General features: G+C 49.6%; 20 protein-coding genes. 14 read left to right on the top strand and 6 right to left on the bottom strand.

Annotated features, from left to right (window positions below):
- The first annotated feature begins 33 nt into the window (after positions 1-33).
- The gene (locus tag M2277_RS25730) at positions 34-534 is read left to right on the top strand and encodes a GNAT family N-acetyltransferase (RefSeq protein WP_036639760.1); all 501 of its coding nucleotides are present in this window, start codon (positions 34-36) and stop codon (positions 532-534) included.
- A gap of 162 nt (positions 535-696) precedes the next feature.
- On the opposite strand, the gene pdxR is transcribed toward M2277_RS25730, so the two are convergent.
- Positions 697-2,154, bottom strand: coding sequence for a MocR-like pyridoxine biosynthesis transcription factor PdxR (gene pdxR / locus M2277_RS25725; protein WP_280755946.1), 1,458 nt, complete (start codon positions 2,152-2,154; stop codon positions 697-699).
- 109 nt (positions 2,155-2,263) lie between these two features.
- Between pdxR and M2277_RS25720 the strand changes: the two genes are divergently transcribed.
- Positions 2,264-2,839 carry a GNAT family N-acetyltransferase gene (locus tag M2277_RS25720; protein WP_063480451.1) on the top strand — a complete coding sequence of 192 codons (576 nt, stop codon included), beginning with the start codon at positions 2,264-2,266 and terminating at the stop codon, positions 2,837-2,839.
- Positions 2,840-2,954: 115 nt separating this feature from the next.
- Positions 2,955-3,428, top strand: coding sequence for a GNAT family N-acetyltransferase (locus tag M2277_RS25715; protein WP_348537794.1), 474 nt, complete (start codon positions 2,955-2,957; stop codon positions 3,426-3,428).
- A 67-nt stretch (positions 3,429-3,495) separates the two neighbouring features.
- On the opposite strand, the gene M2277_RS25710 is transcribed toward M2277_RS25715, so the two are convergent.
- On the bottom strand, positions 3,496-3,840 hold the full coding sequence (locus M2277_RS25710; RefSeq protein ID WP_280755944.1) for a hypothetical protein: 345 nt from the start codon (positions 3,838-3,840) through the stop codon (positions 3,496-3,498).
- A gap of 186 nt (positions 3,841-4,026) precedes the next feature.
- Here M2277_RS25710 and M2277_RS25705 point away from each other — a divergent pair, with 186 nt between their 5' ends.
- The 7 genes from M2277_RS25705 to M2277_RS25675 all read left to right on the top strand — a co-directional run bounded on the left by M2277_RS25705 (position 4,027) and on the right by M2277_RS25675 (position 12,325).
- A complete protein-coding gene (locus tag M2277_RS25705; RefSeq protein WP_006212290.1) occupies positions 4,027-5,184 on the top strand; it encodes a response regulator in 1,158 nt (385 codons plus the stop codon).
- Positions 5,185-5,350: 166 nt separating this feature from the next.
- Positions 5,351-5,836: a hypothetical protein gene (locus M2277_RS25700; protein ID WP_280755943.1), complete on the top strand. Its 486-nt coding sequence runs from the start codon at positions 5,351-5,353 to the stop codon at positions 5,834-5,836.
- A gap of 123 nt (positions 5,837-5,959) precedes the next feature.
- Positions 5,960-9,133, top strand: a complete 3,174-nt coding sequence (locus tag M2277_RS25695; protein ID WP_280755942.1) for an ATP-binding protein — start codon at positions 5,960-5,962, stop codon at positions 9,131-9,133.
- Positions 9,134-9,237: 104 nt separating this feature from the next.
- Positions 9,238-10,161, top strand: a complete 924-nt coding sequence (locus M2277_RS25690; RefSeq protein ID WP_280755941.1) for an AEC family transporter — start codon at positions 9,238-9,240, stop codon at positions 10,159-10,161.
- A 141-nt stretch (positions 10,162-10,302) separates the two neighbouring features.
- Positions 10,303-10,470, top strand: a complete 168-nt coding sequence (locus M2277_RS25685; RefSeq protein ID WP_006212284.1) for a hypothetical protein — start codon at positions 10,303-10,305, stop codon at positions 10,468-10,470.
- Positions 10,471-10,805: 335 nt separating this feature from the next.
- Positions 10,806-11,252 (top strand): Rrf2 family transcriptional regulator, encoded by a 447-nt coding sequence (locus M2277_RS25680; RefSeq protein WP_280755940.1) that lies wholly within the window; start codon positions 10,806-10,808, stop codon positions 11,250-11,252.
- A 218-nt stretch (positions 11,253-11,470) separates the two neighbouring features.
- Entirely contained in the window at positions 11,471-12,325 is an 855-nt protein-coding gene (locus tag M2277_RS25675) for a VOC family protein (protein ID WP_006212282.1), read from the top strand.
- 28 nt (positions 12,326-12,353) lie between these two features.
- Here the strand turns inward: M2277_RS25675 and M2277_RS25670 are convergent, their stop codons facing one another.
- Together M2277_RS25670 and M2277_RS25665 are read right to left on the bottom strand one after the other, a co-directional pair.
- On the bottom strand, positions 12,354-12,542 hold the full coding sequence (locus M2277_RS25670) for a hypothetical protein (RefSeq protein WP_006212281.1): 189 nt from the start codon (positions 12,540-12,542) through the stop codon (positions 12,354-12,356).
- 49 nt (positions 12,543-12,591) lie between these two features.
- A complete protein-coding gene (locus M2277_RS25665; RefSeq protein WP_006212280.1) occupies positions 12,592-13,107 on the bottom strand; it encodes a hypothetical protein in 516 nt (171 codons plus the stop codon).
- Positions 13,108-13,293: 186 nt separating this feature from the next.
- Between M2277_RS25665 and M2277_RS25660 the strand changes: the two genes are divergently transcribed.
- Together M2277_RS25660 and M2277_RS25655 are read left to right on the top strand one after the other, a co-directional pair.
- Entirely contained in the window at positions 13,294-13,902 is a 609-nt protein-coding gene (locus M2277_RS25660; RefSeq protein ID WP_006212279.1) for a winged helix-turn-helix domain-containing protein, read from the top strand.
- Between the two features lie 27 nt (positions 13,903-13,929).
- Complete coding sequence (locus M2277_RS25655; protein WP_280755939.1) at positions 13,930-14,736, top strand: MBL fold metallo-hydrolase; 807 nt, start codon at positions 13,930-13,932, stop codon at positions 14,734-14,736.
- Between the two features lie 102 nt (positions 14,737-14,838).
- On the opposite strand, the gene M2277_RS25650 is transcribed toward M2277_RS25655, so the two are convergent.
- Together M2277_RS25650 and M2277_RS25645 are read right to left on the bottom strand one after the other, a co-directional pair.
- The gene (locus tag M2277_RS25650) at positions 14,839-17,415 is read right to left on the bottom strand and encodes a rhamnogalacturonan lyase (RefSeq protein WP_280755938.1); all 2,577 of its coding nucleotides are present in this window, start codon (positions 17,413-17,415) and stop codon (positions 14,839-14,841) included.
- 265 nt (positions 17,416-17,680) lie between these two features.
- The gene (locus M2277_RS25645) at positions 17,681-19,711 is read right to left on the bottom strand and encodes a serine hydrolase domain-containing protein (protein WP_280755937.1); all 2,031 of its coding nucleotides are present in this window, start codon (positions 19,709-19,711) and stop codon (positions 17,681-17,683) included.
- A gap of 259 nt (positions 19,712-19,970) precedes the next feature.
- On the opposite strand from M2277_RS25645, the gene M2277_RS25640 reads away from it, so the two are divergent.
- Complete coding sequence (locus tag M2277_RS25640; protein ID WP_063480445.1) at positions 19,971-20,555, top strand: sensor domain-containing protein; 585 nt, start codon at positions 19,971-19,973, stop codon at positions 20,553-20,555.
- Between the two features lie 65 nt (positions 20,556-20,620).
- Positions 20,621-22,447 (top strand): response regulator, encoded by a 1,827-nt coding sequence (locus M2277_RS25635; RefSeq protein WP_280755936.1) that lies wholly within the window; start codon positions 20,621-20,623, stop codon positions 22,445-22,447.
- Positions 22,448-22,457 lie beyond the last annotated feature (10 nt).

Raw genomic sequence — 22,457 nt, 5'->3', positions numbered from 1 at the left:
CTTTATTACGCATCTATTCGGAGGTAGAACATGATGACGCATCAATACCGTATCGATTACGCCGTCAAAGAGGATTTGCCGGCCATTGTGGACATCTACAATTCAACGATTTCAGGCAGAAAAGTAACCGCCGACCTGGAGCCTGTTACGGTGGAGAGCCGTATTCGCTGGTTCGAAGAGCACAGCAGCGATTTTCGGCCGCTGTGGGTCATGCGGTCTGATGATGGAATGGTTGCATGGATGAGCTTTCAATCCTTTTACGGGCGACCAGCCTATAATGGAACTGCTGAGATCAGCATATATGTAAACGAGAAATATCGCGGTACCGGTGCCGGCAGTATACTGATTGAGAAGGCAATTGAGGAGAGTCCGCGCCTTAAGGTCAGCAATTTGGTAGGGTTTGTATTTGGTCATAACGAACCGAGCCTGAAGCTGCTGAAGAAGTATGGCTTTGACCAGTGGGGGCTGCTCCCCGGGGTTGCGGAGCTTGACGGGATCAAGCGGGATCTGGTCATCGTAGGCCGTTCTGTGTAACCACCGCCGCGAGAAGAATACTCTGCCGGCGTTACCGACGTATTGCAGACCAAATGAACAGAAGGCTGTCCCCTGCTTCAATCTAAGGGGGCAGCCTTTTGTTGTGAAAATATACAGCGTTCCGCAAGCAGTATGGCCTGCCTGCCGATGCCAAAATGCTCCCTAGATACGCAGGTCGCCTAGCCAGCAGTCAGCCAGCAGCTTAATGCCTGCTTCAATCTCATCTTCCCTCAGTCCGCCAAAACCGAGAATGAACTCTCGATGCTCCGGCTCCTTGGGATGATCAGGGTTAGTCATTCGCGTATAGGAAGCGGAGTTTACGCGGATTCCCCGATCCTCGGCTATCGTCTGCAGCTCCTCCTCGGACAGGGGATGCCTCAGGCCGAGCATGAGGTGAAACCCGGAGCCGGTACCTGATATATGAGCGCGATCTCCAAAGTGATACCTAATGGCGTTGATCAGGCGATCATGCTTTCTGCGGAGTTTCATTCTCATTTTGCGCAGATGCCGTTCGACATGGCCTTCCCGCATAAAGCGCTCCAGTGTGATCTGATTCAGCTTAGAGGCCGTACAATCCAGAAACAGCTGGAACTTTAATTGATGATAATCCGGCAGCAGTATGTTCGGCAAAATCATATATTGGATGCCTAGCGCGGGGGACAGCACCTGCGAGAACCCTCCCAGGTAGATGACGCGGCTGTCGGGCAGCAGCCCCTGAAGGCTCGGGATCGGTCTTCCCTCATATCTGAACTCACCATCAGAATCATCCTCGATAATGAAACCACCGGTCTCATCTGCCCATTGCAGCAGCGACAGCCTGCGGGAGATGGGCATGATGACCCCCGTCGGGAACTGGTGGGAGGGGGAGACGGATACGAAGGATGCTCCGCTGCTTTGCAGTTCCTGCTGATGGATCCCATCCTGAAGCACGGGGATGGGAATGACATCGTAGCCCTTCTGCCGGAAAACCTCCGGGTGCTGCGGGTAACAGGGGTCTTCTACCGCGATAGTCTGTCCGTAAGGAAGCAGCAATCGGCTGACCAGATCCAGAAGAGGGAACGGGTCCGAGCCGATAATCACCTGCTCAGGTGTACAGGATACCCCGCGAAAACTCCTGGCGTAGTTTGCAATCTGGTAACGGAGCCCTTCCTCGCCTTGAGGGTCACCGTAGAACAGCATGTCAGTGGTGGCATTTTCCTGCAAACAACGGTTATAGGTTTTTCTCCATTCCGTCAGCGGGAAATATTGATATTCATTCTTCGACATGTGGAAGTCGTATGGGAAGTAGCGGTGGCGCTTAAGCATCGGCCCTTTTGGTAAAGACGTTTGTATAGGAGGCGAAAAGGGAGGATCGGCTGCCATCTGAACATAGTATCCGCTGCGGGGTTTGCTGGCAATGAACCCTTCCGCCAGCAGCTGCTGATACGCCATTTCAATCGGCGTGGTGCTGACATTAAGCAGCTCCGCAAGCTTGCGCACGGAAGGAAGACGGGCTGAATGAGGCCACTGACCGCCTGAAATCTCCTGTTTGATATATTGATATAATCCCACATACAGAGGGATAGAGGAATCATCAAGCGCTGATGTAATCTCTGTTTGATTAAGGGGAACCTGTTTCATAGAATCTGTCCTTTATAATTATTGGAATCTGCATATATGGATATGGTCAATGTATTGATATAGTATAAGGGATTTCAAGTTCCAGAGGAAACAGGAGGTTACAACGGCAATGAGTTCAACCATATGGAATCCGAAACCGGTACGGTTTCTGGAAGGCGAGCGGATCTACTTGAGACCCGTCGGACAAGAAGACACAGAAGGATATTTCCAGATGCTGTTCAATCCGGAAATGCGGAGGCTGACGGGGACAAGACAGGCTTTTACGATGGAAGGCGTTCGTCGATATATTGAGGCTAAATCTGTTGGCGGCGATACCGTGCTGCTCCTGATTGCTTTATCGGATAACGATCAGGTCATTGGTGACGTAGCTCTGCAGGACATCGATCATATAAACCGGAATGCTAATATTCGCATTGCTATCGATTCCGCTGAGCATCTAGGTAAGGGATATGGACCGGAAGCGATCAGGCTTTTGTTGGAATATGCCTTTGGACTTCTTAATCTTCACCGGATCGAGCTGCAGGTGTTTGATTATAACGAACGGGCGATTAAGGCCTACGAGAAGGTAGGGTTTAAACGGGAAGGGGTCCAGCGTGATGCGCTGTACTACAATCACCGTTACCATGACTCCATTATGATGAGTATCCTGGAGGATGAATACAGGGCGTTATATCATCAAGCGTAATAGCGGATATCGGGATGGCTAAATAGGGTTATCCATGCAAACAATTCATTGAAATCTGCATTCTAAACACCTGCATGTCCCCAGTACACTAGAATTAACGATGGACAAAAAGGATGTGGGATGTTTGAAGGCGGAGATTTATGTATATCGAGCAGAATTGCAGGATCTGGGCAAGGCAGCCGGTTTATTCAATCAGTATCGGCAATTTTACAAGCGGGATGATGACTTGTCCGGGGCAGAGCAATATATCCGGGAGAGACTCACTCAAGGGGATTCAGTTATTTATTTAGCAGTCTCTAAGACGGCAGATACTCTGGTTCCGGCAGGTTATGTACAGCTATATCCATCCTTATCATCGCTCTCGATGTCCCGCATATGGATTCTGAATGATCTGTTTGTGGATTCGGATTGCCGGGGGCATGGCATCGGCAGAAAATTGCTTGATCAAGCGAAAATGCATGCTGTTCAAACCGGTGCCAAGGGGCTGACTTTGTCCACGCAGCTGCATAACCTGAAAGCGCAGCGGTTGTATGAATCCGCGGGGTACGCGAGGGATGATGAGTTTGTGTATTATAACCTGAATGTATAATTATAGAGAGCGATATCCTCATCTATAAAACAAAGACGATTCTTCCAGCTGAAGAATCGTCTTTGTTTTATAGATATATCGAGCGTATTTTTCGGAACACCTCAACCCGCGCAATTTTAAGCCTCCACATCTGATCCAGCAGCTCGCGCTGCATGTCTTCATCATCCGTTGTCTTCAGATCATTGTACAGGACAAGCATGCGGTCATTGATTTGATCCACGCATTGCCACAGCTCCTGCTCGGTGCACTCGTCCTTTTTCATGTGCGGTTTGGACTGCGGCTCCTGCATTTGCTGGAGCGTGGCCATAATATCTGCCTGCCACTTCGTATCTCCCAAGCGAATGGCCAGATTCAGAAGATCGAGATAATCATCAAGGGACAAAGATGCCGGTTCTTTATCGTGATACTCCAAGTTGAAGGCCCCCTTAGCAAACTCTTTCTCAGTTTTATACCAAGTATTATACTTGGAATTATAAGTTTTTCAAGAGAAAAAATAATGAGTATATTGTCATAATTGCGATATCGATTGTTGCAACAATGCGCAGGAATCAATATAGTTAAATATGACCGTATTTTTCCAATCCAAGGAGTAATATGAATGAAGGTAATTCTCGTAGATGACGAACCGTTGGCCTTGAAGTATTTAGAACGGCAGCTGTTAAAACTGGATACCATTTCTATAGATGTAATAGGCGCGTACACGAATCCCTTTGAAGGGAGAAAAGAAATTCTATCACGGGATGTGGATATCGTTTTTTTGGATATCAGCTTACCCGAATTAAACGGAATTGAGCTGGCCGAGCAGCTTCTGGAACAAAAGCCCCATCTGTGCATTGTTTTTGTGACGGGTTATCACGAATATGCCGTTACTGCATTTGAATTGAATGCGGTCGATTACATTGTGAAACCCGTGCAGATCGACAGAGTGGCCAAAACGATGGAGCGCTTGCGAAGCCGCATTGCTGCAAGGCCGGAAGAGGTTATGGAGCCCAACCGCAAAATTCGGATGACAATGTTTCGTCAAGTGATGGTCGAGCAGCCGAATGATCCAGGGCAATTTGCCATGCTCCATTGGCGGACAACCCGGGCCCAGGAGATATTCATCTATATGCTGCAGCATAGGGGGCAGCTTGTTCGAAAGTCGGCATTGATTGATATGCTGTGGCCGGAGTTTGATATGGACAAGGCATATCCGCAGCTGTATACCGCCATTTATCACATCCGAAAGACCCTGGAGCCTTACGACACTAGGTTTCAGATTACCAACACGACGGAAGGCTACGTGCTGAATATAGAGGACGTACAGCTGGACATCGAGGAATGGGAGAACTGGTTCTCGTCAAACCCTTCCGTGTCGGCCGCTTCGATTGATCGGCATATTGAAATGATGAAGCTGTACACAGGCGATTACCTGCAGGAATATGATTATTGGTGGGCAGAGGGGGAACGGCAGCGCTTGAAGGAGTTATGGCTTACTTCTTCTTTATGCATGGCGGACTGGTATGTGGAGCAGGAGCGTATGGATGAGGCCATATTGTGTTATTCCTCGATCCAGAGGCAGCATCCCATGGAGGAGAAGGCCTATTTTTCACTTATGAAATTATATGTGATGCAGGATAATCCGGCACAAGTGCACCGACAATTCGCTCTTCTGTCTCAATTATTAAGGGATGAGATGGGTGAGGAGCCGAGTCCTTACATAAAAAAGTGGTACGACGAATGGAACCACGGAGCTCATACTGAGAGCCTGAACTAGAATAACACTTATATTGCGCGTAATCACCGGATATGCATTCGGTGATTTTTTTTATATTGTTCGAAGAAGGAAGACCTGCATTCTGGTGCCCTGTTCAGAAATTGTAGAGGATGGCCGCCTATACTCTGGAGAGAATCATAAGAATCAGGAGGTACATCATTCGGTTATGAAATTTATTCGGAGATTTAAGGAGTCTTCGCTGCATAAGGCTGTGGGGCTGGAGCTTGGATCGTTTCGGGAGCTTGAGCTGGATGCGGGGAAGGATGTCCAGTATTGCAGAGGCTTCTATGTTCATTTCAACACAAAGCTGATCGGCATCGTAGCGACAGACGAGGGGCCTGTATTCATATGTGACCAGGAGAAGTTTTTGCTGGATGAGCAAACACTTCATTTTTTATTGCAAAAAAATGCGGAGGTCAACACGTTTATTTTCATGTGGGAGGGCAAAGTGAAACTCCAAATCCCTTATCTGCGGTCGCTCGTTGAATACAACGGAAAATGGGTGGATGATTCGATATTCGATTTTTTCTCGTGGCTGTATGAGGCGTCGGGAAGGAAAAGATTTTATTCTTATTATAGGTTAAAACATGTTTCTGCCGCAGAATTATTTCCATACCGGCCGCTGCAGCGTGAAGGGAAGGCGGTTGTGTAAGGGGTGTGCCTGACAGTAGGTTAAGCTGAAACTTTGTCGAAATTAAAGACAGCGGTCCTGTAACGATGTAAAATAATGGACATGATGTAGGGTTCATTATTATAAGGTAAAGGACTGTTATGGTTGTCGACCCATTCCAACACTGAATCCAAACCGATCTCCGGCAGAAGATTGCTGGGGATTACTTTATTATTTATCGTGATATTACTCTTCATACGATTCGTATGGTTTAAGTTCATCATGGTACCCGAACAAGTCTCGTTCCAGCAGGGGGTGTTAGATCTGCGGGGGTGGCAGGCGGATGACCGAAATATGGTTGCTCTTAATGGGGAATGGATCTTTTATCCGAATCAATGGAGGGGCCCTGAACGGCTGCATCATCAAGGAGCACAGACGGCCTCCGATTCATGCTGCCTGCAGGTTCCCGGCCCTTGGAAGAGTTTGAACGAGAACGGAAGCGAGATCGGATACGGAACCTATCGTCTCAAGGTGCTCGTACCGAAACAGAGCGCAATTTATGGCATCTGGATCACGGATATCCGTACGGCCTATCGTTTGTACGTCAATGGCGATTTAGTGCACGAATTAGGCCATCCGTCTGATACGCCAGACACTCATGTCGCCAGGAATGTGCCTCATGTCGCAATCTTTCCACCGGGCATTGGAAATGAGCTGGATATCACCCTGGAAGTGAGCAATTATCAATATCCGGATTCCGGCGGAATCCGGCTGCCCATCAAATTTGGAACGGCTGAAGCGGTCATGAAGGGGAAAGCATTCTCGGAAAACATGCAGCTGCTGGTGTGCATCGTGTTACTGCTTCATGTCTTGTATGTGTTTATTTTGTATCTGATCGGCTATCGGAGCAAAGGCCTATACTATTTTGCCGGTCTCATTCTTGTCACTCTCCTTGCCACGCTGGTTGACGATGATAAGCTGCTTCTTGCCTGGCTTCCTGCCATTAATTTTGAATGGACGGTGAAGCTCAGGGTTATCAGTTATGTGGCGATTTCTCTATGCTTGATTCTGTGCACCAAGCATCTGCTTCAGCCCAGAATCAAGGAGGTCTTTTATCGGGTCTACGTGATTCTGGCAGTTTCCTATGCAGTGGTTTATTTGATTCTGCCGTTTCATCTTATGGTGTATCTCACTAAATTTTTGTCCGTGGTATTAATAGGTGCCGTGTTGTTTCTGCCCTCAATGGCCAGAAAGGCGGTCAATGAGCGGACGGAGGCCGCGATATTCATATTGCTGTCGGCCGTTGCCGTGTCCTGCAATATTATGCTAAGCGGAATTCTTAGATTTTGGTATTTCAAAGAGCTTCCGTATTATCCGGTTGATCTGATCATCGCATTTCTCGGTTTCGCCTCCTTCTGGTTCATCCGCTTTACGAGAAACGCTGTCGTTCTGAAGGAACAGGCTGAGCGGCTGAAGCGTGCAGACAAGATGAAGGATGAATTTCTCGCGAATACGTCTCATGAACTGCGGAACCCGCTGCACGGCATGATTAATATCGCACAAACGCTGCTGGATCGGGATAAGAAACAAGAAGCACCAGCGAAAGAGGATCAAAGACAGCTTGAGCTGATAACCGGAATTGGCCGGCGGATGTCGCTGCTGCTGGATGATTTGCTGGATGTTTCATTGCTGAAGGACAACCGAATGCGGCTTAACATTCAGCCTGTTCATCTTCAGGGTGCAGCCCAGGGTGTGCTGGATATGCTCCGGCCGATGGCGGAAGGCAGACCCATCGAGTTGGTATGTAAGATCGCAGATGACTTTCCTAAGGTACGCGCTGACGAAAGCCGTTTGGTCCAGATTTTGTTTAATTTGATCCATAATGCGTTGAAGTACACCGAGCATGGCCGAATTGAGCTAGCTGCGGATGCGGATCAGGCAACCGCTCGCGTCCATGTTCGTGATACGGGGATCGGCATGGAGAAAGAGACGCTGGGACGTATATTCCACCCATATGAGCAGGGTGATTCCCGTTTGACTGCTGCAAGAGGCGGCTTGGGGCTTGGGCTGAGCATCTGTAAACAGCTGGTCGAGCTGCATGGAGGGAATCTTTCCGTGTCATCTGTTCCCGGACAGGGAACTTCATTTACGTTCACCTTGAAACTGAACGAGATTACGGCACAGGAGAAGCTGCAGACTCAGGAATTGATCGCAGCGGCCGCTTCATCCTCAACTTCATTACAAGAGACGGGGGCCGCATTTGATAAGATGGATGTGTCCGATAAGGAAAGGACCGAAGCGGTGGAGGTTAAGCCGTATTCGGATCAAGACGTCTTCAGATTGCTCGTCGTAGATGATGATCCGGTTAACCTGAAGGTTATCCGTGGATTGCTCTCTGGCGAAGGGTATTGGATTACTGTCGTGACCCAGGCAGAGGAGGCCCTCCGATTACTGGAGCAGGCCGAGTGGGATCTGATCATTTCGGATGTGATGATGCCCCAGATGTCAGGATATGAGCTGTCCAGACGTATTCGGCAGAGATATATGCTCGCCGAGCTTCCGATCCTGCTGCTGACCGCCCGAAGCCAGCCCGAGGATATCCATATGGGGTTCATGTCCGGAGCCAACGATTATCTGATTAAGCCGGTGGATCATCTGGAACTAAAAACGAGGGTACGCGCACTGCTGGAACTGAAGCGGTCCATTCAGGAACGGCTGCATATGGAAGCGGCCTGGCTCCAGGCACAAATCCAGCCGCATTTTCTGCACAATACATTAAATTCGATCGCTTCATTAGGCGAGCTCGACCCTTCCCGGATGATTATGCTGATTGAGGAATTCAGCCATTATCTGAGAACAAGCTATGATGTCAGCAACTTGCAGCGACTTATACCGCTGGAGCAGGAACTGGGCCTGGTTCGTTCATATCTGTATATCGAGGGTGAACGGTATGGTAACCGGCTCCGCGTCCATTGGAATATTGCGGACGAAATTCCTGTTCAGGAATTGGAGCTGCCTCCATTGGCCATGCAGACGATTGTGGAGAATGCAGTTGTTCATGGAATACTGGTACGGGCTGAGGGGGGAACCGTGAGCATCAGCATTTCAAGTGAAGCGGAAATCGTGAAGATTATTATCGCGGATGATGGTGTCGGGATGGATGAGAAGCACCTCAGCCGCATGCTGGAGCAAGATCAGCGAAACCACAAACACCTCAAGGGAGTCGGCATGATCAACACGGACCGCCGCTTGAAGCAAATATACGGGCAAGGCTTGGAGATCAACAGCTCGCGGGGCAATGGAACCGTCGTTTCCTTTGTGATCAGGAGGCTTACATAATGAATACCTATTAGACCTATAGTCTTTGAATCTTGGACGAATGCTTCAGGGATGGGGTAGGATGTAGAGAACGTGATATTTTAATTTGTTTAAGGGTGAACTCCATGATCTCTTCTTTCTTAGCTACGATTTATAGCGTATTCCTGCCCATATCTCTGCCTGTCATCGGTGGAGCGCTGCTCAAACGCTTTAAGGGAATCGAAACCAAGGCGCTCTCGGCCTTGTCTTTGTATGTGTTAAGCCCGGCCCTCATCTTCGAGACGCTGGAGAAGGCTTCTATAACCTCGAACGAGGTCACGGTCACGGTTGCGTTTTGTCTTCTGAACGTGATGGTCCTGTGGGCACTCAGTGCCTTCGCCGGGAAAATGCTGGGTCTGTCCCAAACGGAAAAATCCGGGCTTGCCTTGACCACCATCTTCACCAACAGCGTGAATTATGGACTTCCGCTCGTGCTGCTGGCTTTCGGGCAGGCAGGGCTGGATAAAGCCTCCATCTATGTCATTGTACAAATTATCATTATGAATACATTAGGCGTGTATCTGGCAGCAAGATCACATTTTTCGGCAGTCAAAGCGATCCGATCGGTATTCACGCTTCCCTCGGTCTACGCAGCGGCGCTCGCCGTGCTCTTCCGCGTGACGGATTTCCAGCTCCCGCAAGGGTTGGAAACCGGCGTATCCATGCTGTCCGCAGCTTATGCGCCACTGGCCCTTGTGATTCTGGGCGCTCAGATGGTAGGCGTACGGGAAGCTGGAACGTCTTTATCCGTCACAAGGCGCGGATTCTGGTCGGGGATGGCGATGCGAATGCTGATCGGCCCGTTAGTGGCTTGGGGCTTGCTCGCGATACTATCCATTAAGGGAACATTATTCTCGGTTATTCTGATTCTGTCCGCCATGCCTGCGGCGGTAAACGCCGTGATCCTTGCGGAAGAGTATGACGCCGCACCGAAGCTTGTATCCAGGTGCATCCTGTGGACCACACTGGCTTCCTTCATCGTGCTGCCTGCCATGATTGGCTTTCTTTAAATAACAAGGCCTGCTAAGGTACTATCAATTACTCCAGTCTCCCTTGCAGAATGGTTCAATCTCTTGACGAGTGTGTAAAGAGTAGTAAGCTTCAAGAGATTACCATCATCTGCACTACAGAATCGGATGGAGGTGGAGACTATGAGCAGGCAGCGCCAGGACCATGACGTGGAGATTGAGACTCGGAACATCGAGGAGCGCAGCGACTCCAGCAGGGTGGCTTCTACTTTAATCAAGTACGTTGCATATCTGATCATCTTTTTTGGTTTCTTGTATTTCCTTATCAAATACGTATTCCCGATGTTCTAAATCCAGCGGATCCTAAACGTGAAAAGCCTCTCTCAGCCATATGGGACTGACCCATAGCGTGAAAGAGGCTTTTTTTCATGAAGGGATGAGCTTTATTTCGCAGGCGGGATCATCAGATTCTCCAGTGTGGTCTCTTCATCAGACCAGTTGGCGAGCAGCTCCTGAATACATCGGATATCCGAATCGTTAAATTACATATGAGGGACCGTGTTCCTTGGATTGATATAGCGCACTTCATGCTCTTGGCGGGGCTTGATCGTTGACTTTGCGGTGTAATGTAACTATGATGGTTACATGCTAGTTATTTGAAGATTGGGACCGTCAGGAGGGATCACATGAATATAAGCAGCCGATTTGCAGTGGCTATCCATATTCTTTCCGTGCTGGAGATGAATAAGGCTGGGATCAGCACCTCAGATTATATTGCAGAGAGTGTGAATACGAATCCGGTGGTCATACGGCGTATTGTCGGCATGCTGAGTAAAGCGGGCCTTGTTGAGGTTAAACCTGGAGTTGCAGGCGCGAAGCTGGCGAAGCATCCAGCCGAGATTACGCTTCTGGATATTTATCATGCCGTTCACGTCGTGCAGGAGGATTCCCTGTTCAGCATTCACGAGAATTCGGACACGAAGTGTCCTGTGGGCAAACATATACAAACGGCCATTGTACCGGTCTTCTCTGCTGCTCAGAAGGCGATGGAGAATACGCTGCATGAGGTGAGTTTGGAAGAGATCATCAGGAATATCTACGCTTCAGCTAATGGAACATTAAACGAAAATTAGTGATGATCAACGCTCTGTCCTAGTGTGGGAAGGGCGTTTTCTTTTTGTTAGCGGTAGTAGTGCAAATAGTTGAAATGTTAATTACTGTATTTGACAAAAGTCACGTCCTGTAACTATAATGATTACAAGTTAGATGTAACTGATTTGATTACAAGTTGTCCTTATAGAACAGATGAATATATTTTCTGGAATACAAACAACATTTAAGGAGTGAGAACATGACAGCCATACTACATCCATCCACAAATCTCGGACCGGTTTCTCTGCGCATCAGCAATCTGGCACAATCCGTACGCTTTTATACGGAGGTCGTTGGTTTGAAAATGCTTCGCCAACACGGCAGAGTGGCCGAGCTGACGGCGGACGGCAAGCAGCCGCTGCTGATTGTAGAGGAGGTTCAGGATCTGGTCAGACCCCAGACCCGAACGGCGGGTCTATACCATTTTGCAATTCTCGTTCCGGACCGGGAATCATTGGGGCTCGCACTTGCGAATTTAATTGCTCATAATATTCCGGTTGGTCAAGGCGACCATCTGGTCAGCGAAGCATTGTATATTAATGATCCCGATGGAAATGGCATCGAGATTTATGCCGATCGCCCGCAGGATACCTGGAAGCGGGATGCCAAGGGTGAATATGTGATGACCACCGATCCTGTCGATGTGGAGGGTCTGCTCGCTTTATCCAAGGATAAGGAATGGTATGGACTTCCGGAAGGCACCGTGATCGGGCATGTGCATTTCCATGTGTCCAGCCTGCAGGATGCACGGGCGTTTTATTGCGACGTGCTGGGTTTTGAGGTGACGGCCCATTACGGAGATGCTGCGCTGTTTATATCTGCTGGTGGATATCATCACCATATCGGACTGAATGTATGGGCTGGACGCGGTATTCCGAACACCCCGCGGAGCGCTGCGGGAATCGAGGATTATAGCATTGTGCTTCCAAGCCATGAGGAGCTTGAGGCCGTCACCGGGCGTATCCGTGAGGCCGGCTTGCAGCTGGAGCAGCGGGATGGCGTCTGGGCAGTCCAGGATCCATCGGATATCTGGATCCGATTGGTGGTTGCATAAGAATATAGCAGAAGAGCCCGACCTCTATTTAATGATAGGGTGGGCTCTTTCTTTTTATGAGATAGCTGCCTATGGAGTAACTCAGCATGATGATACCGGCAAGTCCTAGTATAAAATGTGCAATTAGAAAGGTATCGTCTTTCACCAAGCGGATCAACCAAGTTATGCCGAAAATCATCGTTAATCCGATCCCAGCAGACAGAATGAACCGTTTCACTAGAACTCACTCCTCTCTAATTCTTGTACACTATAGAGCCCCTTGCTAGTTACATCCGGTTTAATTCCCCCAGCGTACGAAGCATAAACTCGATCATGTTCTGGATATCCCCCATCTGTTCTTCGTTAATTTTGCGGGGAAAGCGAAGCTCAATGGTGTTGTGTAATTGAGGCGAATCGTTGCCGTAGGTGTAACTTATCGTTTGCACCGGACGAAGCTCGGGCTTCCATATCTCCTCCACGATCTGCGAAATGACCGGACATTCCCTGGAAACATCTGCGATATGTTTATAGAAGCGGAGCTTCAGCTCACAGCCAGGCTGTCCCTCCGAAATTTCCAAAATCTCAGTGGCAAGATCACGCAGTCCCGTCTCCAGAATAATCTCAGCCGAAGTCATGGGCTGCTGAACTAACTCGAATCGAAGGCTGAAGCTTCTGGACATAACGGCCATATCCAGCAGGTCTGCCCTGCCGATTACATGAATAACTTCATCCAGATTGTCAAGGTCATAGACGACATTCTCAATGCCAACCTTTAAATTATCAAATATATTGGGGTCAAACATAAGGCACATCCTTCGAAAATCATAATGACATAAATACGATGAGGCTACTATATCACAATTCGGTCATAGAAGGGGAACATGCCGACTATAGGATAACAGGATTGACTGTGGATAGTTGACATGTTAGGATGATACACGACCAACAGTAAAATTAATTTTACCGGTAAAGTATAGAGAGGTGTTAAATTGGAAATTACGGGTGTCTATAAAATTAAAACCCATGAGCAGCTGAAGGCGATTGCCGATCCGCTCCGCACGAAAATACTGATGAAACTCGTAAAGGATGCCCATACGGGACAGCAATTGGCAGAGATGCTGGATATAACGCGAAACAATATTTATTTTCACTTGAAAGAGCTGGAGAAACACGGGGTTATTCAGATCGTCCGCAAGGAAGAGAAGAACGGGATCGTTCAGAAATATTATCGCGCTGTCGCGAGCCGTTTTATTCCGGAAGATCACTTGCTCCCCAGCCTCGATTTGGTGGAAACCTCGCGGCAGGTCTTTATGGAGACGCTGGATATTACCCGGACGAAGATTGAGCATGCACCGGCAGCTTCTTTTGCCTTGAGCAGCGCGAATGAGCATCACCGGAAAAATCTGGCCTCGACCTATCGTTTCCATGCTACACAGGAGAGCTTTCATGCTTTTATAGAGGAGTTCAAATTGCTTATGGACAAGCACTTCAGGATGGAGCCGCCCCCAGCAGGTGGGACATCTCTGACCGCAGAAGAGAAAAGTTATTATATGTCTTTGATTGCATTTCAGGATAATCGTAAGGACATAAACGGCTAAATAAAGCTGAATGAGGGGGACATACATATGGAGCATAAACCATATCAAGTCGTGATCGATGATGTCTGGTTTACCGTATCCAAGCTTGACGACACTACGTTTGTGATCAGTGAATACGGTCATTGGGAGAAGGTGCACTCGTTTTTATTAATTGGCGACGAGCGGGCGGCATTGATTGATACGGGACTCGGCATCGACAACATGAAGCGGATGACGGATCAGCTGACGGATTTACCCATCATGGTACTGACCACGCATGTTCACGCGGACCATATCGGCAGTCACGGGCAATATGAAGATATTTATGTGCATGAGGCTGAGGAGGACTGGCTTGTCAGCGGTATTAAGAAGCTCTCTGTTGAACAGTTTCGCAAGGATATATCACGCGATATCACAAGACCCGTACCGGCCTCCTTTGATCCCGCAGCGTACACGCCTTACCAAGGGCAGCCGACCGGTCTCCTCCGGGATGGAGATATCATGGAGCTTGGCGGGCGAAATTTAGTCATCTACCACACACCGGGTCATTCTCCCGGTCATATCGCATTGTTTGATCCGAGCCGGGGATATTTGTTCACGGGGGATTTGTTGTATGACGAGACGCCGGTCTACGCATTTTACCCTACGACAAGCCCGGAGGATCTGGTGAACTCGCTGGAGCGGATAGCGGATATCGACGGGGTGAAGCGGATTTACGGAGCCCATAATACGATCGGGCTGGACCCGGTCCTGCTGGACGAGGTTCGAGCAGCGGTGCAAGCACTGCGGAAGCAGGACCTGGTTCGATTTGGGACGGGAATTCACCGGTTTGACGGATTTTCGGTTCAATTCTAATACACGGTTTATAGGTTAAAGCCTTTAAAGCCGCCTGCACTGCCAATATAGAAATTGGAGTGGGGCGGCTTTATTAGGGAGTGATACTACTGAGGGATCATGCTACTTCCACAAGCCCATGAGGGCATGGGCTTGGTAAGACAGATTCAACCGTGCTTTATTCGATATCGTTCCCGGTTTCTTCATCTCCTCAAGCTGAGCAATAAATGTATTCATGAATTTGAGCGCTTGCCCCCTGGAGCCTTTGCTCATGTGAAACTTCGCCTGCTTCAGGGAATGGGTGAGCCGGGAGTGCAGCGGATTTGTCAGTTCGCCCGAGAGGGCATATTCGCTCACCCGGTTTTCCAGCAAATCCAGCATGCCCGGTGATTGATAGTAAGGAACGGGAACAGCTGAAAAGTCCGTATCGGATGCAAAATAAAAGCTGGTGTAAGAAGGCTGGTTATACGTTGTATTCTGCCGGGCAACCTCTACCCGGTACTGCGGATCATGCATTAACGTATAGAGTTTTCGGTCGGTGACCTCGGTACTCAGATAGATCCGAAGTGCGGAGCTGTCCGTAGTGCGCACCACCAGCTCTTCTCTCCAGTCTCCGAAGATATCGGCAACGAGCGCCGGATTTCCCTTCGTACCGTTATTGGTGCGTGTGCCTTCTGCGGTGAGCAGTGTTCCATGGCGCCAGCGCTCAATGGAAGGCGTCAGATCTGAATTTCCGTTAATGATCTGGGTTGTCATGTCGGCGGACCATTTGATGTTCATGTTTGTGCCCGGCATGGCGGTGGAAAGCTGCTTCCCGTCTGCAGTCCACGTCCCGACAGCCCAGGTTTCAAGTCCCCGCTGATCGGGATCGATATCCCCAATCATGCCGCGGCCGGTGTCTTTTCCGGTATAACCACCGTACAGCAGCTCGCCTGTTGCAGCGTCACGGAGGGAATAACCGTAAGGGGCATAAGTGCCGCCTTCATGAACCATGAAGATTTCGAGACCCGGTCGATCCGGATCGATATCGGTCACATGCATCGCATCCCCGTGCCCAAGGCGAGCCACCGTACCGGGATCTGCGCTCTGGGGCGGAAGCACGTCCATGGAGCTGTACAGCAGCGTGCCGTCATGGTCAATCGTTGCGGAGCCGTATACGATTTCCTGTTTGCCGTCTCCATCGACGTCGGCCGCACTCAGAGAGTGTGCCCCTTGCGTTGTCAACGTACCGAAGACGGCATCGGTTCCGTCCCGGCCATGCGGGCTGTCGTTGAACGGATTGGTCATGGGCGTCCAGCCGCTGTCCACGTACCAATGCTCCTTTAAACGCTTCCCGTCCCATTGATAGGAGACCAGCGTGGATCGGGTGTAATATCCCCTAGCGAATACGGCATAGGGCTGTACTCCATCAAGATAAGCGACAGCAGCAAGGAAGCGGTCCACGCGATTCCCTGGCTCAATTCGGGCCATCGCATAATCGCCCCACATCAGACCGTCGTCATGTCTGCCGGGTTTGTAACGGATGGTTTCCAGCTCTTTGCCGGTTGCGCCTTCGAATACACTGAGATATTCCGGACCCTCCACGATAAACCCTTCGAAGGCCCGGAGATTATTGCGGGCGCTTCGCTGCGGCGCATAACGATCCATGAAATCATCGACCAGACTTTCGGCATCGGTGCGGGAGAGCGGATAGCTGTATTTTTTTTCCATCCCGAAGCTTTCTTCCAGTATAGCCGGCCAATGGCCGCTTGCGACCTCTTCATGCTGATGCCAATTCATGAACAAACTCACCATATGCTCGTAATAGCCGTCTTTACTCAGCCGGTAATCGTCCTGATTGGAGTAACCAGCCTTCACATCCTCGGGCAGCAGCGTAATGTATCTCTGGGAGGTCATGTTGCCCGCAGGGTCATAGCGCAGAATTTTAGTGCCGGGTGCTGTCTTGAGCATCATTTCCGCTTTGCCGTCACCGTCAAAGTCGTAGACCATGAACTGCGTATAGTGTGCGCCTGAACGAATGTTTACACCGAGGTCGATCCGATACAGCAGGGTACCCTCCAGTGTGTAACAGTCAATGTAAGTGTTGCCGGTGTATCCTATCTGGGAAACGTCTTTGGAGTTGGAGGGGTCCCATTTGACAAAAAACTCATACTGCCCGTCGCCGTCGACATCCCCGATGCTGGCGTCATTCGCGGAATACGTATACGGCTCTCCGGCAGGCGTCATGCCAGCCGCCGGTTTCTGGAGCTTCAAGTCGTAGTAAGGGGAGGACCAGGGGGCAGAGTCTGCACTTTGATCCACTTCCTTGCCGTCGATAACGGCGGATACGTAATAGGTCGATGAACTTGTACCTGATGGGTCCAGATAGTTGGTGCTGTTCTCCACAACGGCAATTTTGGCGCCGTCCCGGTATACATGGAAGATCGGACCGGTCAGTCCTTTGCTGCTATAGCCGGTCACTTCATCAGCAAGCAAACGCCAGCTCAGGAAGATACCTTCCGATGTGGGGGCCGATACGATCCCCCTGTCCAAATATTCCAGCTGGATGCGGCTGGCTTTCGCATTTGCTTCCTGAGGACTGCCCTCCAGGTCATGTGATTCCGCCGCAAACAATGGGCTGCTACCGCCAATCATAAGTGGAATGATAAGGGCTGCTGCCAGCAGCTTGCGGTAAAAGCCGATGATTATTCCTTTCTTCATGTTCAGCCACCTTTCCATGGTTGGTGTGGATGCTGATATACAGCCATCCGTATGCGCTTTCATTTACGGGGTGTGGAAATCCTCCTTCCCTTATGGAATGGCAAGTTATTGGAAAATCACTTTCATTGTATGGAACATTGGGGATTGGCAACATACAAAAAACAGGCCATTTGATTTAAAAAACAGAGTTTATTTCCTTGTTGGATATAAAGGGGAATATCAATAAGTCCTGCAGCGAGGGGTGCAGAACTTATTGATCCATGATTTATTTCAAGGCTATCGGGAGGGCGTAGTAGTTAAAAGCCTTGTCCAGCAGCGCACAGGCTTCTTGACGAAGGAGCAGCTGCTTGGAACGAAAGTGGACCGAGCCGTCTTGTTGGACGCGGGTGTCCGGGTCCACGACACCATTTCCGACAAGCGCTTGAACGGCTTCTACCGCCCAGGCATCTGTCGAACCGGATAAGGTAACCTTGGTATCCACGTTCAGCTGTCTTAGATTCTGGATCATGACAGCGGCAACTTGCCTTGTAATAGGCTTCGAGCGATGATAACCGGGAATGCCTTGGATCATTTGCTGTTGATTGGCTTTGGCCGCGACAGGGAATATATTCCAGCCGTGGGCTGGGATCAGCAGGTCTGCGAATTGTCCCTGCGTCATCGTTCCTTTGGGATCAAAGCGATTTCCCCCTATGCCCTGGATTAAGCCCAAAGTCTGCAAATGATCGATGTGGGTTCTAAACTTGCTGTTTGACGGCACATCTGCAAAAGGAGGTTTAGACTCCATTTTCTGAGATTCCGCTACGACACCCAGACCGACTGGGCTGGTGTAGTAAAAATATTGGATTTGTCCGGCTGCTCCTTTTTTGAAGCTGACTTTGTTTCCCAGCTCATCCTGGAACAGCAGGGCATTGATTTTCTGAAGCGTATGTTTACCCGTTGTGGAATCTTCCATGGTAAGATGGCCGTTCTCGTAAGCGAATTGAGTTCGAATGCTGAAAGCCCGGGTGTTTTGATAAATCCCGGTATATGGCTTGGCTTCCTCTTTGCTTAATTCTACGAATGCAGGCTGCGGACTTGCTTCCGTTTCCGGGAAGTAGTGATCCATGAACGCCTCGTAGATCTCCAAGCTCATGTTGGTGTCGTTATTATAGGACATGTAAAAGCCCGTATTATGCTCCGGAATCAATACCATTAAGGAGGAATGTCCCGGCATATTGCCGCCTTTCAGGACGACATGGTGTCCATTCATTAGTTCTTTGTAGTAGCCTTCGAAGCCAACGGTGGCGATGGGGATCGAGGCTTCTGCGAAGGTTTGGTAAGTGTGCATCTGCTTCAAGCTTTGCGGGCTTACCAGCTGTTTATCGCCAGCCCTGCCATTTTGCAGCTGCATCAGAAGATATTGCGCCATGTCTTCGCCCGTGGATAAGATGCTTCCCTGAGGTCCATCAGTTGGAGCGTGACCAGACAGCGGCTGGAACTCTCCGGCCGGGCTGTAGTGGGAGGCCAGCCGCGCAAGCAGCTCCGGTGTGAATCGCACACTTGTGGATTTCATTCCCAAAGGCTCGAAAATATTCTTCTTCATATATTGGTCATAACGCATGCCGCTCATATTCTCCACTGCGTAACCGGCGAGCAGAAAGGCAAAGTTGTCGTACGTATAAGCTTCTCCTGGCGGACGGACCACGGTAGGCATATGCTTCTCCAAAAATTCTCTGGTCGGAATGTCCTGCTTCACGTATTCCGGTGAGACGTAGGTGGTAATGTCAGGCTTATCCACGCCGCTGGTGTACGTCAGCAAGTCGAACATGGTGATCGGCTTCCCTGTCTTGTTCGGAATCTTCAATCCGGCCAAATATTCTTCTATGTTATGGTCCAATTGGATTTTGCCCTGATCCACGAGCTGCATCGCTGCCAAGGCCGTGAACGTCTTGCTAATGGAAGCAATCTGAAATACGGTCTGAGAATCTACGGGAATTTGCTTCTTTTTATCGGCATACCCATAACCCTTGCTGACAAGCACTTTGCCATCTTTGACAACCACAAAATTGGATCCGGCGACATTGAATTTTTTCATTTTGTCGGCAAACAGCGGATCAGCGAATGTTAACAACTCCTGTACATCCTCAGGTCCGTTACGGACCGGGGCGGATAATACCGCCGGAGAGGTAATCGTATTCGTTGTCGTATTCGAGGCTACGGTTATAAGAGGTCCATTCCCCAATAGTGCAACCGCTGCAAGAGCTCCGGTCGTTACAAATAAACATGCCTTTTTCAGTTTCGGGTTGTTCCATTTCATTGATATCATACTCCTTCAGTTATGAGATTGGATAAGGCTGGTCCGATGGCTCCTTGATCCTGCATTTCATCATCTTGGGGCTTGGACGGCTTGATCTCCCACAGTATGGCAAACGGGTTGTCATATCGGCCAGTAACAAGCTGTCATCTCTTTGATGCAGCAGTGTCATATGACAATTTGACACTGTCCGATATGACAATGGGTGAAGTAGGATACAGGAAATCGAGGTCGCCAAGACCTGAAGGGAGCTCTGATAAGTATGAAGAAATGGCTGAGGGAATATCTGTTGAACTTTTGTTTTTTGATGTTGACTTTCGGAACCGGGGTATTTTATTTTTGCTATTATCTCGTGGGCCTGGTGTTTGGCTTGAGTATGTGTTTTACCATCGTGGGAATACCGATCCTTACGTATCTTCTGCGAACGACCCGGACCTTCATGAATTATGACCGGATCCAGACAAAGTTCTATACGGATATTACGATTGAGCCTGTTATGAAGAGGAAGGCGCACTCTGGGTCTTCCTGGACTCAGGCCAAGGAAGAGCTTGCGAACGTACGAAATTGGAAAGCGGTGTCGATGTTAATGCTGAAGTTTATCGTTGGCATCATTAGTTTATTCTGTGGCGTTATATTTTGTATTGTCCCTGTCTTGTGGATATTGGCACCATGGACCAGTTCGGTTGTGGATGTGAATTTAGGGAACCTTCGCATTGATACGTTGCCGAAATCCCTGCTTGTGATGGTGGCTGGCATTCTTTTTGCTTACGTCGGGTCGTGGGCAGCTAAGGGGGCAGCCAGACTGACAGGCCGCTACACGCAATGGATGTTCTCCGTTTGGCAGTAGACACATGCTGGGCGCCATGTCATATTAGTGAGGTATCGTGAGAGGAAATACAAGGAGTGGTAGCTTTGTTTGACATCGTGAAGCAATGGAAGTGGTACGAATGGGCGATGCTCCTGCTCCGCATGGTGGCCTGCATCTCTCTGATCTTAACGTTCATTGAGCTTCGAGATCAGTTTACTCTGGCGTTATGGGTTGTCGTCTTGTGGGAATTGGCGGCTTTCTCGGTACCATGGCTGTGCCTGCTGTTGAATCATAAAGCATATTGGGTTACGGAAACCGTCATTTCGGGCGGTATCTCTATATATTTGACCTCCATTTTTCCGGCAGCCTATCTGTCATTTATTGTACCGGCTTTTCTGATGGCTGCGAATAGCTCGGGCATTGCGTATCGATGGACGGGGCCAGTTACTATAGTGCTGATACCGCTGCTGATCAAGCTGTATGCGCCATCAACGAATTTGATCCTGATGATGGTTCATGTCGCGCTTGCGTTTGCATTTGGATTTGCTTTTCATCTGTTAATGGTCAATCATCGCCAGAATGAAATCATTCGAACGCAAAATACGGTGTTGGAGCAGTATTTGTCTCAGGTTGAGCGGGTCACGCTGCTCGAAGAGCGCGAACGCTTGTCCAAGGAGCTGCATGATACGATGGGTCATACGTATACCGCTGTCATTATGGGGCTGGAAAGCCTTCGCTCTACGGCAGCTGATGCAGCTGCACAGCATAAGCTGTCTGATCTGCTGGAATTGACGCGGACAAGTCTGGATGAGATCAGAGGGTATTTGCATGAGATGGATTCTCCACAGGAGCAGCTTCCGTTGGTACAGTCACTCCAACAGGCAGCAGAGGAGTTTGGGCGGAACGCCGGGGTTAAGGTAGGGCTCAGAGTACTTGGGGATGAGTATCAGATATCACGGCAGGCGAAAATGACCTTCTACCGCTGTTTGCAAGAATCTTTGACCAACAGCGTGCGGCACGGCCATGCTACGAGGATGGATGTTCTGCTTCAATTTGAGCTGCAGCAGACCCGGCTTGAGATACAAGATAACGGCAGAGGAACTGCCCGAATCCAGGAAGGCTTCGGCTTAAGCGCCATGAAAGAAAGAGCCAGCCGCCTTCAAGGGCAGGTATCGATCCACTCGGATTCCGAAGAAGGCACGGTTGTGACCTGCAGCCTGCCCAGGGCGCTGAAGCCGGCAGACGATGTCATAAAGCTAATGCTGGTGGATAATGAACCCTTTGTCAGGGATAGTCTCGGAATGATTCTGGAATCGGAGAGGGATTTCGAGGTGGTTGGGCGTGCAGAACATGGTCTGGATGCCGTGAACATGTGCGAGGAACTCCAACCTCACCTCATTCTGATGGATCTGGAAATGCCCGTGATGGATGGCATTACAGCGACTCAGAGTATCAAACAGCGCTGGCCCTTCATCAAGGTGGTCATCCTGACCACGTTTGAGCAGAAGGACAAGGCCGTCCAGGCTATGCGAAGCGGGGCTGACGGTTATTTACTGAAGACGATGGAGCCCCGTGAACTTGCCGAACATATCCGAATCGTGATTCGAGGCGGAACGCTGATGGATCCTTCCATTTCCGCGAAGCTGTTCGAAGGGGACGCGAGTGATTTTCTTGAGGAGAAGACGGCCATTGCTCCCCTGGATACTAGTGCTCCGGAGTCATCTCCGCTCAGGGTTTTATATGATCTGACGCCGAGGGAGATGGAGATTCTGCAGCATCTCTCCAAAGGCATGCGGTACAAATCGATTGCGATGAAATTGTATCTGTCTGATGGCACCGTAAGGAATTACGCTTCAGCCCTGTATGCCAAAATGGGCGTCCGTAACCGGGAAGAAGCCATAGAAGCGGCAAACAAGGCCGGGCTCATATGAGAGCCCAGCC

The organism is Paenibacillus sp. LBL, assembly GCF_029893715.1.
In the GTDB taxonomy this organism is placed as follows: Bacteria; Bacillota; Bacilli; order Paenibacillales; family Paenibacillaceae; genus Paenibacillus_AQ; species Paenibacillus_AQ glucanolyticus.
Note: the sequence above shows the minus strand (reverse complement) of the source record. Positions and strands in the feature narration are given on the sequence as shown.

Coding starts and splice junctions, on each gene's coding strand:
- M2277_RS25730 (WP_036639760.1), top strand. CDS start 34: ATGACGCATCAATACCGTATCGATTACGCCGTCAAAGAGGATTTGCCG.
- pdxR (WP_280755946.1), bottom strand. CDS start 2,154: ATGAAACAGGTTCCCCTTAATCAAACAGAGATTACATCAGCGCTTGAT.
- M2277_RS25720 (WP_063480451.1), top strand. CDS start 2,264: ATGAGTTCAACCATATGGAATCCGAAACCGGTACGGTTTCTGGAAGGC.
- M2277_RS25705 (WP_006212290.1), top strand. CDS start 4,027: ATGAAGGTAATTCTCGTAGATGACGAACCGTTGGCCTTGAAGTATTTA.
- M2277_RS25700 (WP_280755943.1), top strand. CDS start 5,351: ATGAAATTTATTCGGAGATTTAAGGAGTCTTCGCTGCATAAGGCTGTG.
- M2277_RS25690 (WP_280755941.1), top strand. CDS start 9,238: ATGATCTCTTCTTTCTTAGCTACGATTTATAGCGTATTCCTGCCCATA.
- M2277_RS25685 (WP_006212284.1), top strand. CDS start 10,303: ATGAGCAGGCAGCGCCAGGACCATGACGTGGAGATTGAGACTCGGAAC.
- M2277_RS25680 (WP_280755940.1), top strand. CDS start 10,806: ATGAATATAAGCAGCCGATTTGCAGTGGCTATCCATATTCTTTCCGTG.
- M2277_RS25675 (WP_006212282.1), top strand. CDS start 11,471: ATGACAGCCATACTACATCCATCCACAAATCTCGGACCGGTTTCTCTG.
- M2277_RS25665 (WP_006212280.1), bottom strand. CDS start 13,107: ATGTTTGACCCCAATATATTTGATAATTTAAAGGTTGGCATTGAGAAT.
- M2277_RS25655 (WP_280755939.1), top strand. CDS start 13,930: ATGGAGCATAAACCATATCAAGTCGTGATCGATGATGTCTGGTTTACC.
- M2277_RS25650 (WP_280755938.1), bottom strand. CDS start 17,415: ATGAAGAAAGGAATAATCATCGGCTTTTACCGCAAGCTGCTGGCAGCA.
- M2277_RS25645 (WP_280755937.1), bottom strand. CDS start 19,711: ATGAAATGGAACAACCCGAAACTGAAAAAGGCATGTTTATTTGTAACG.
- M2277_RS25640 (WP_063480445.1), top strand. CDS start 19,971: ATGAAGAAATGGCTGAGGGAATATCTGTTGAACTTTTGTTTTTTGATG.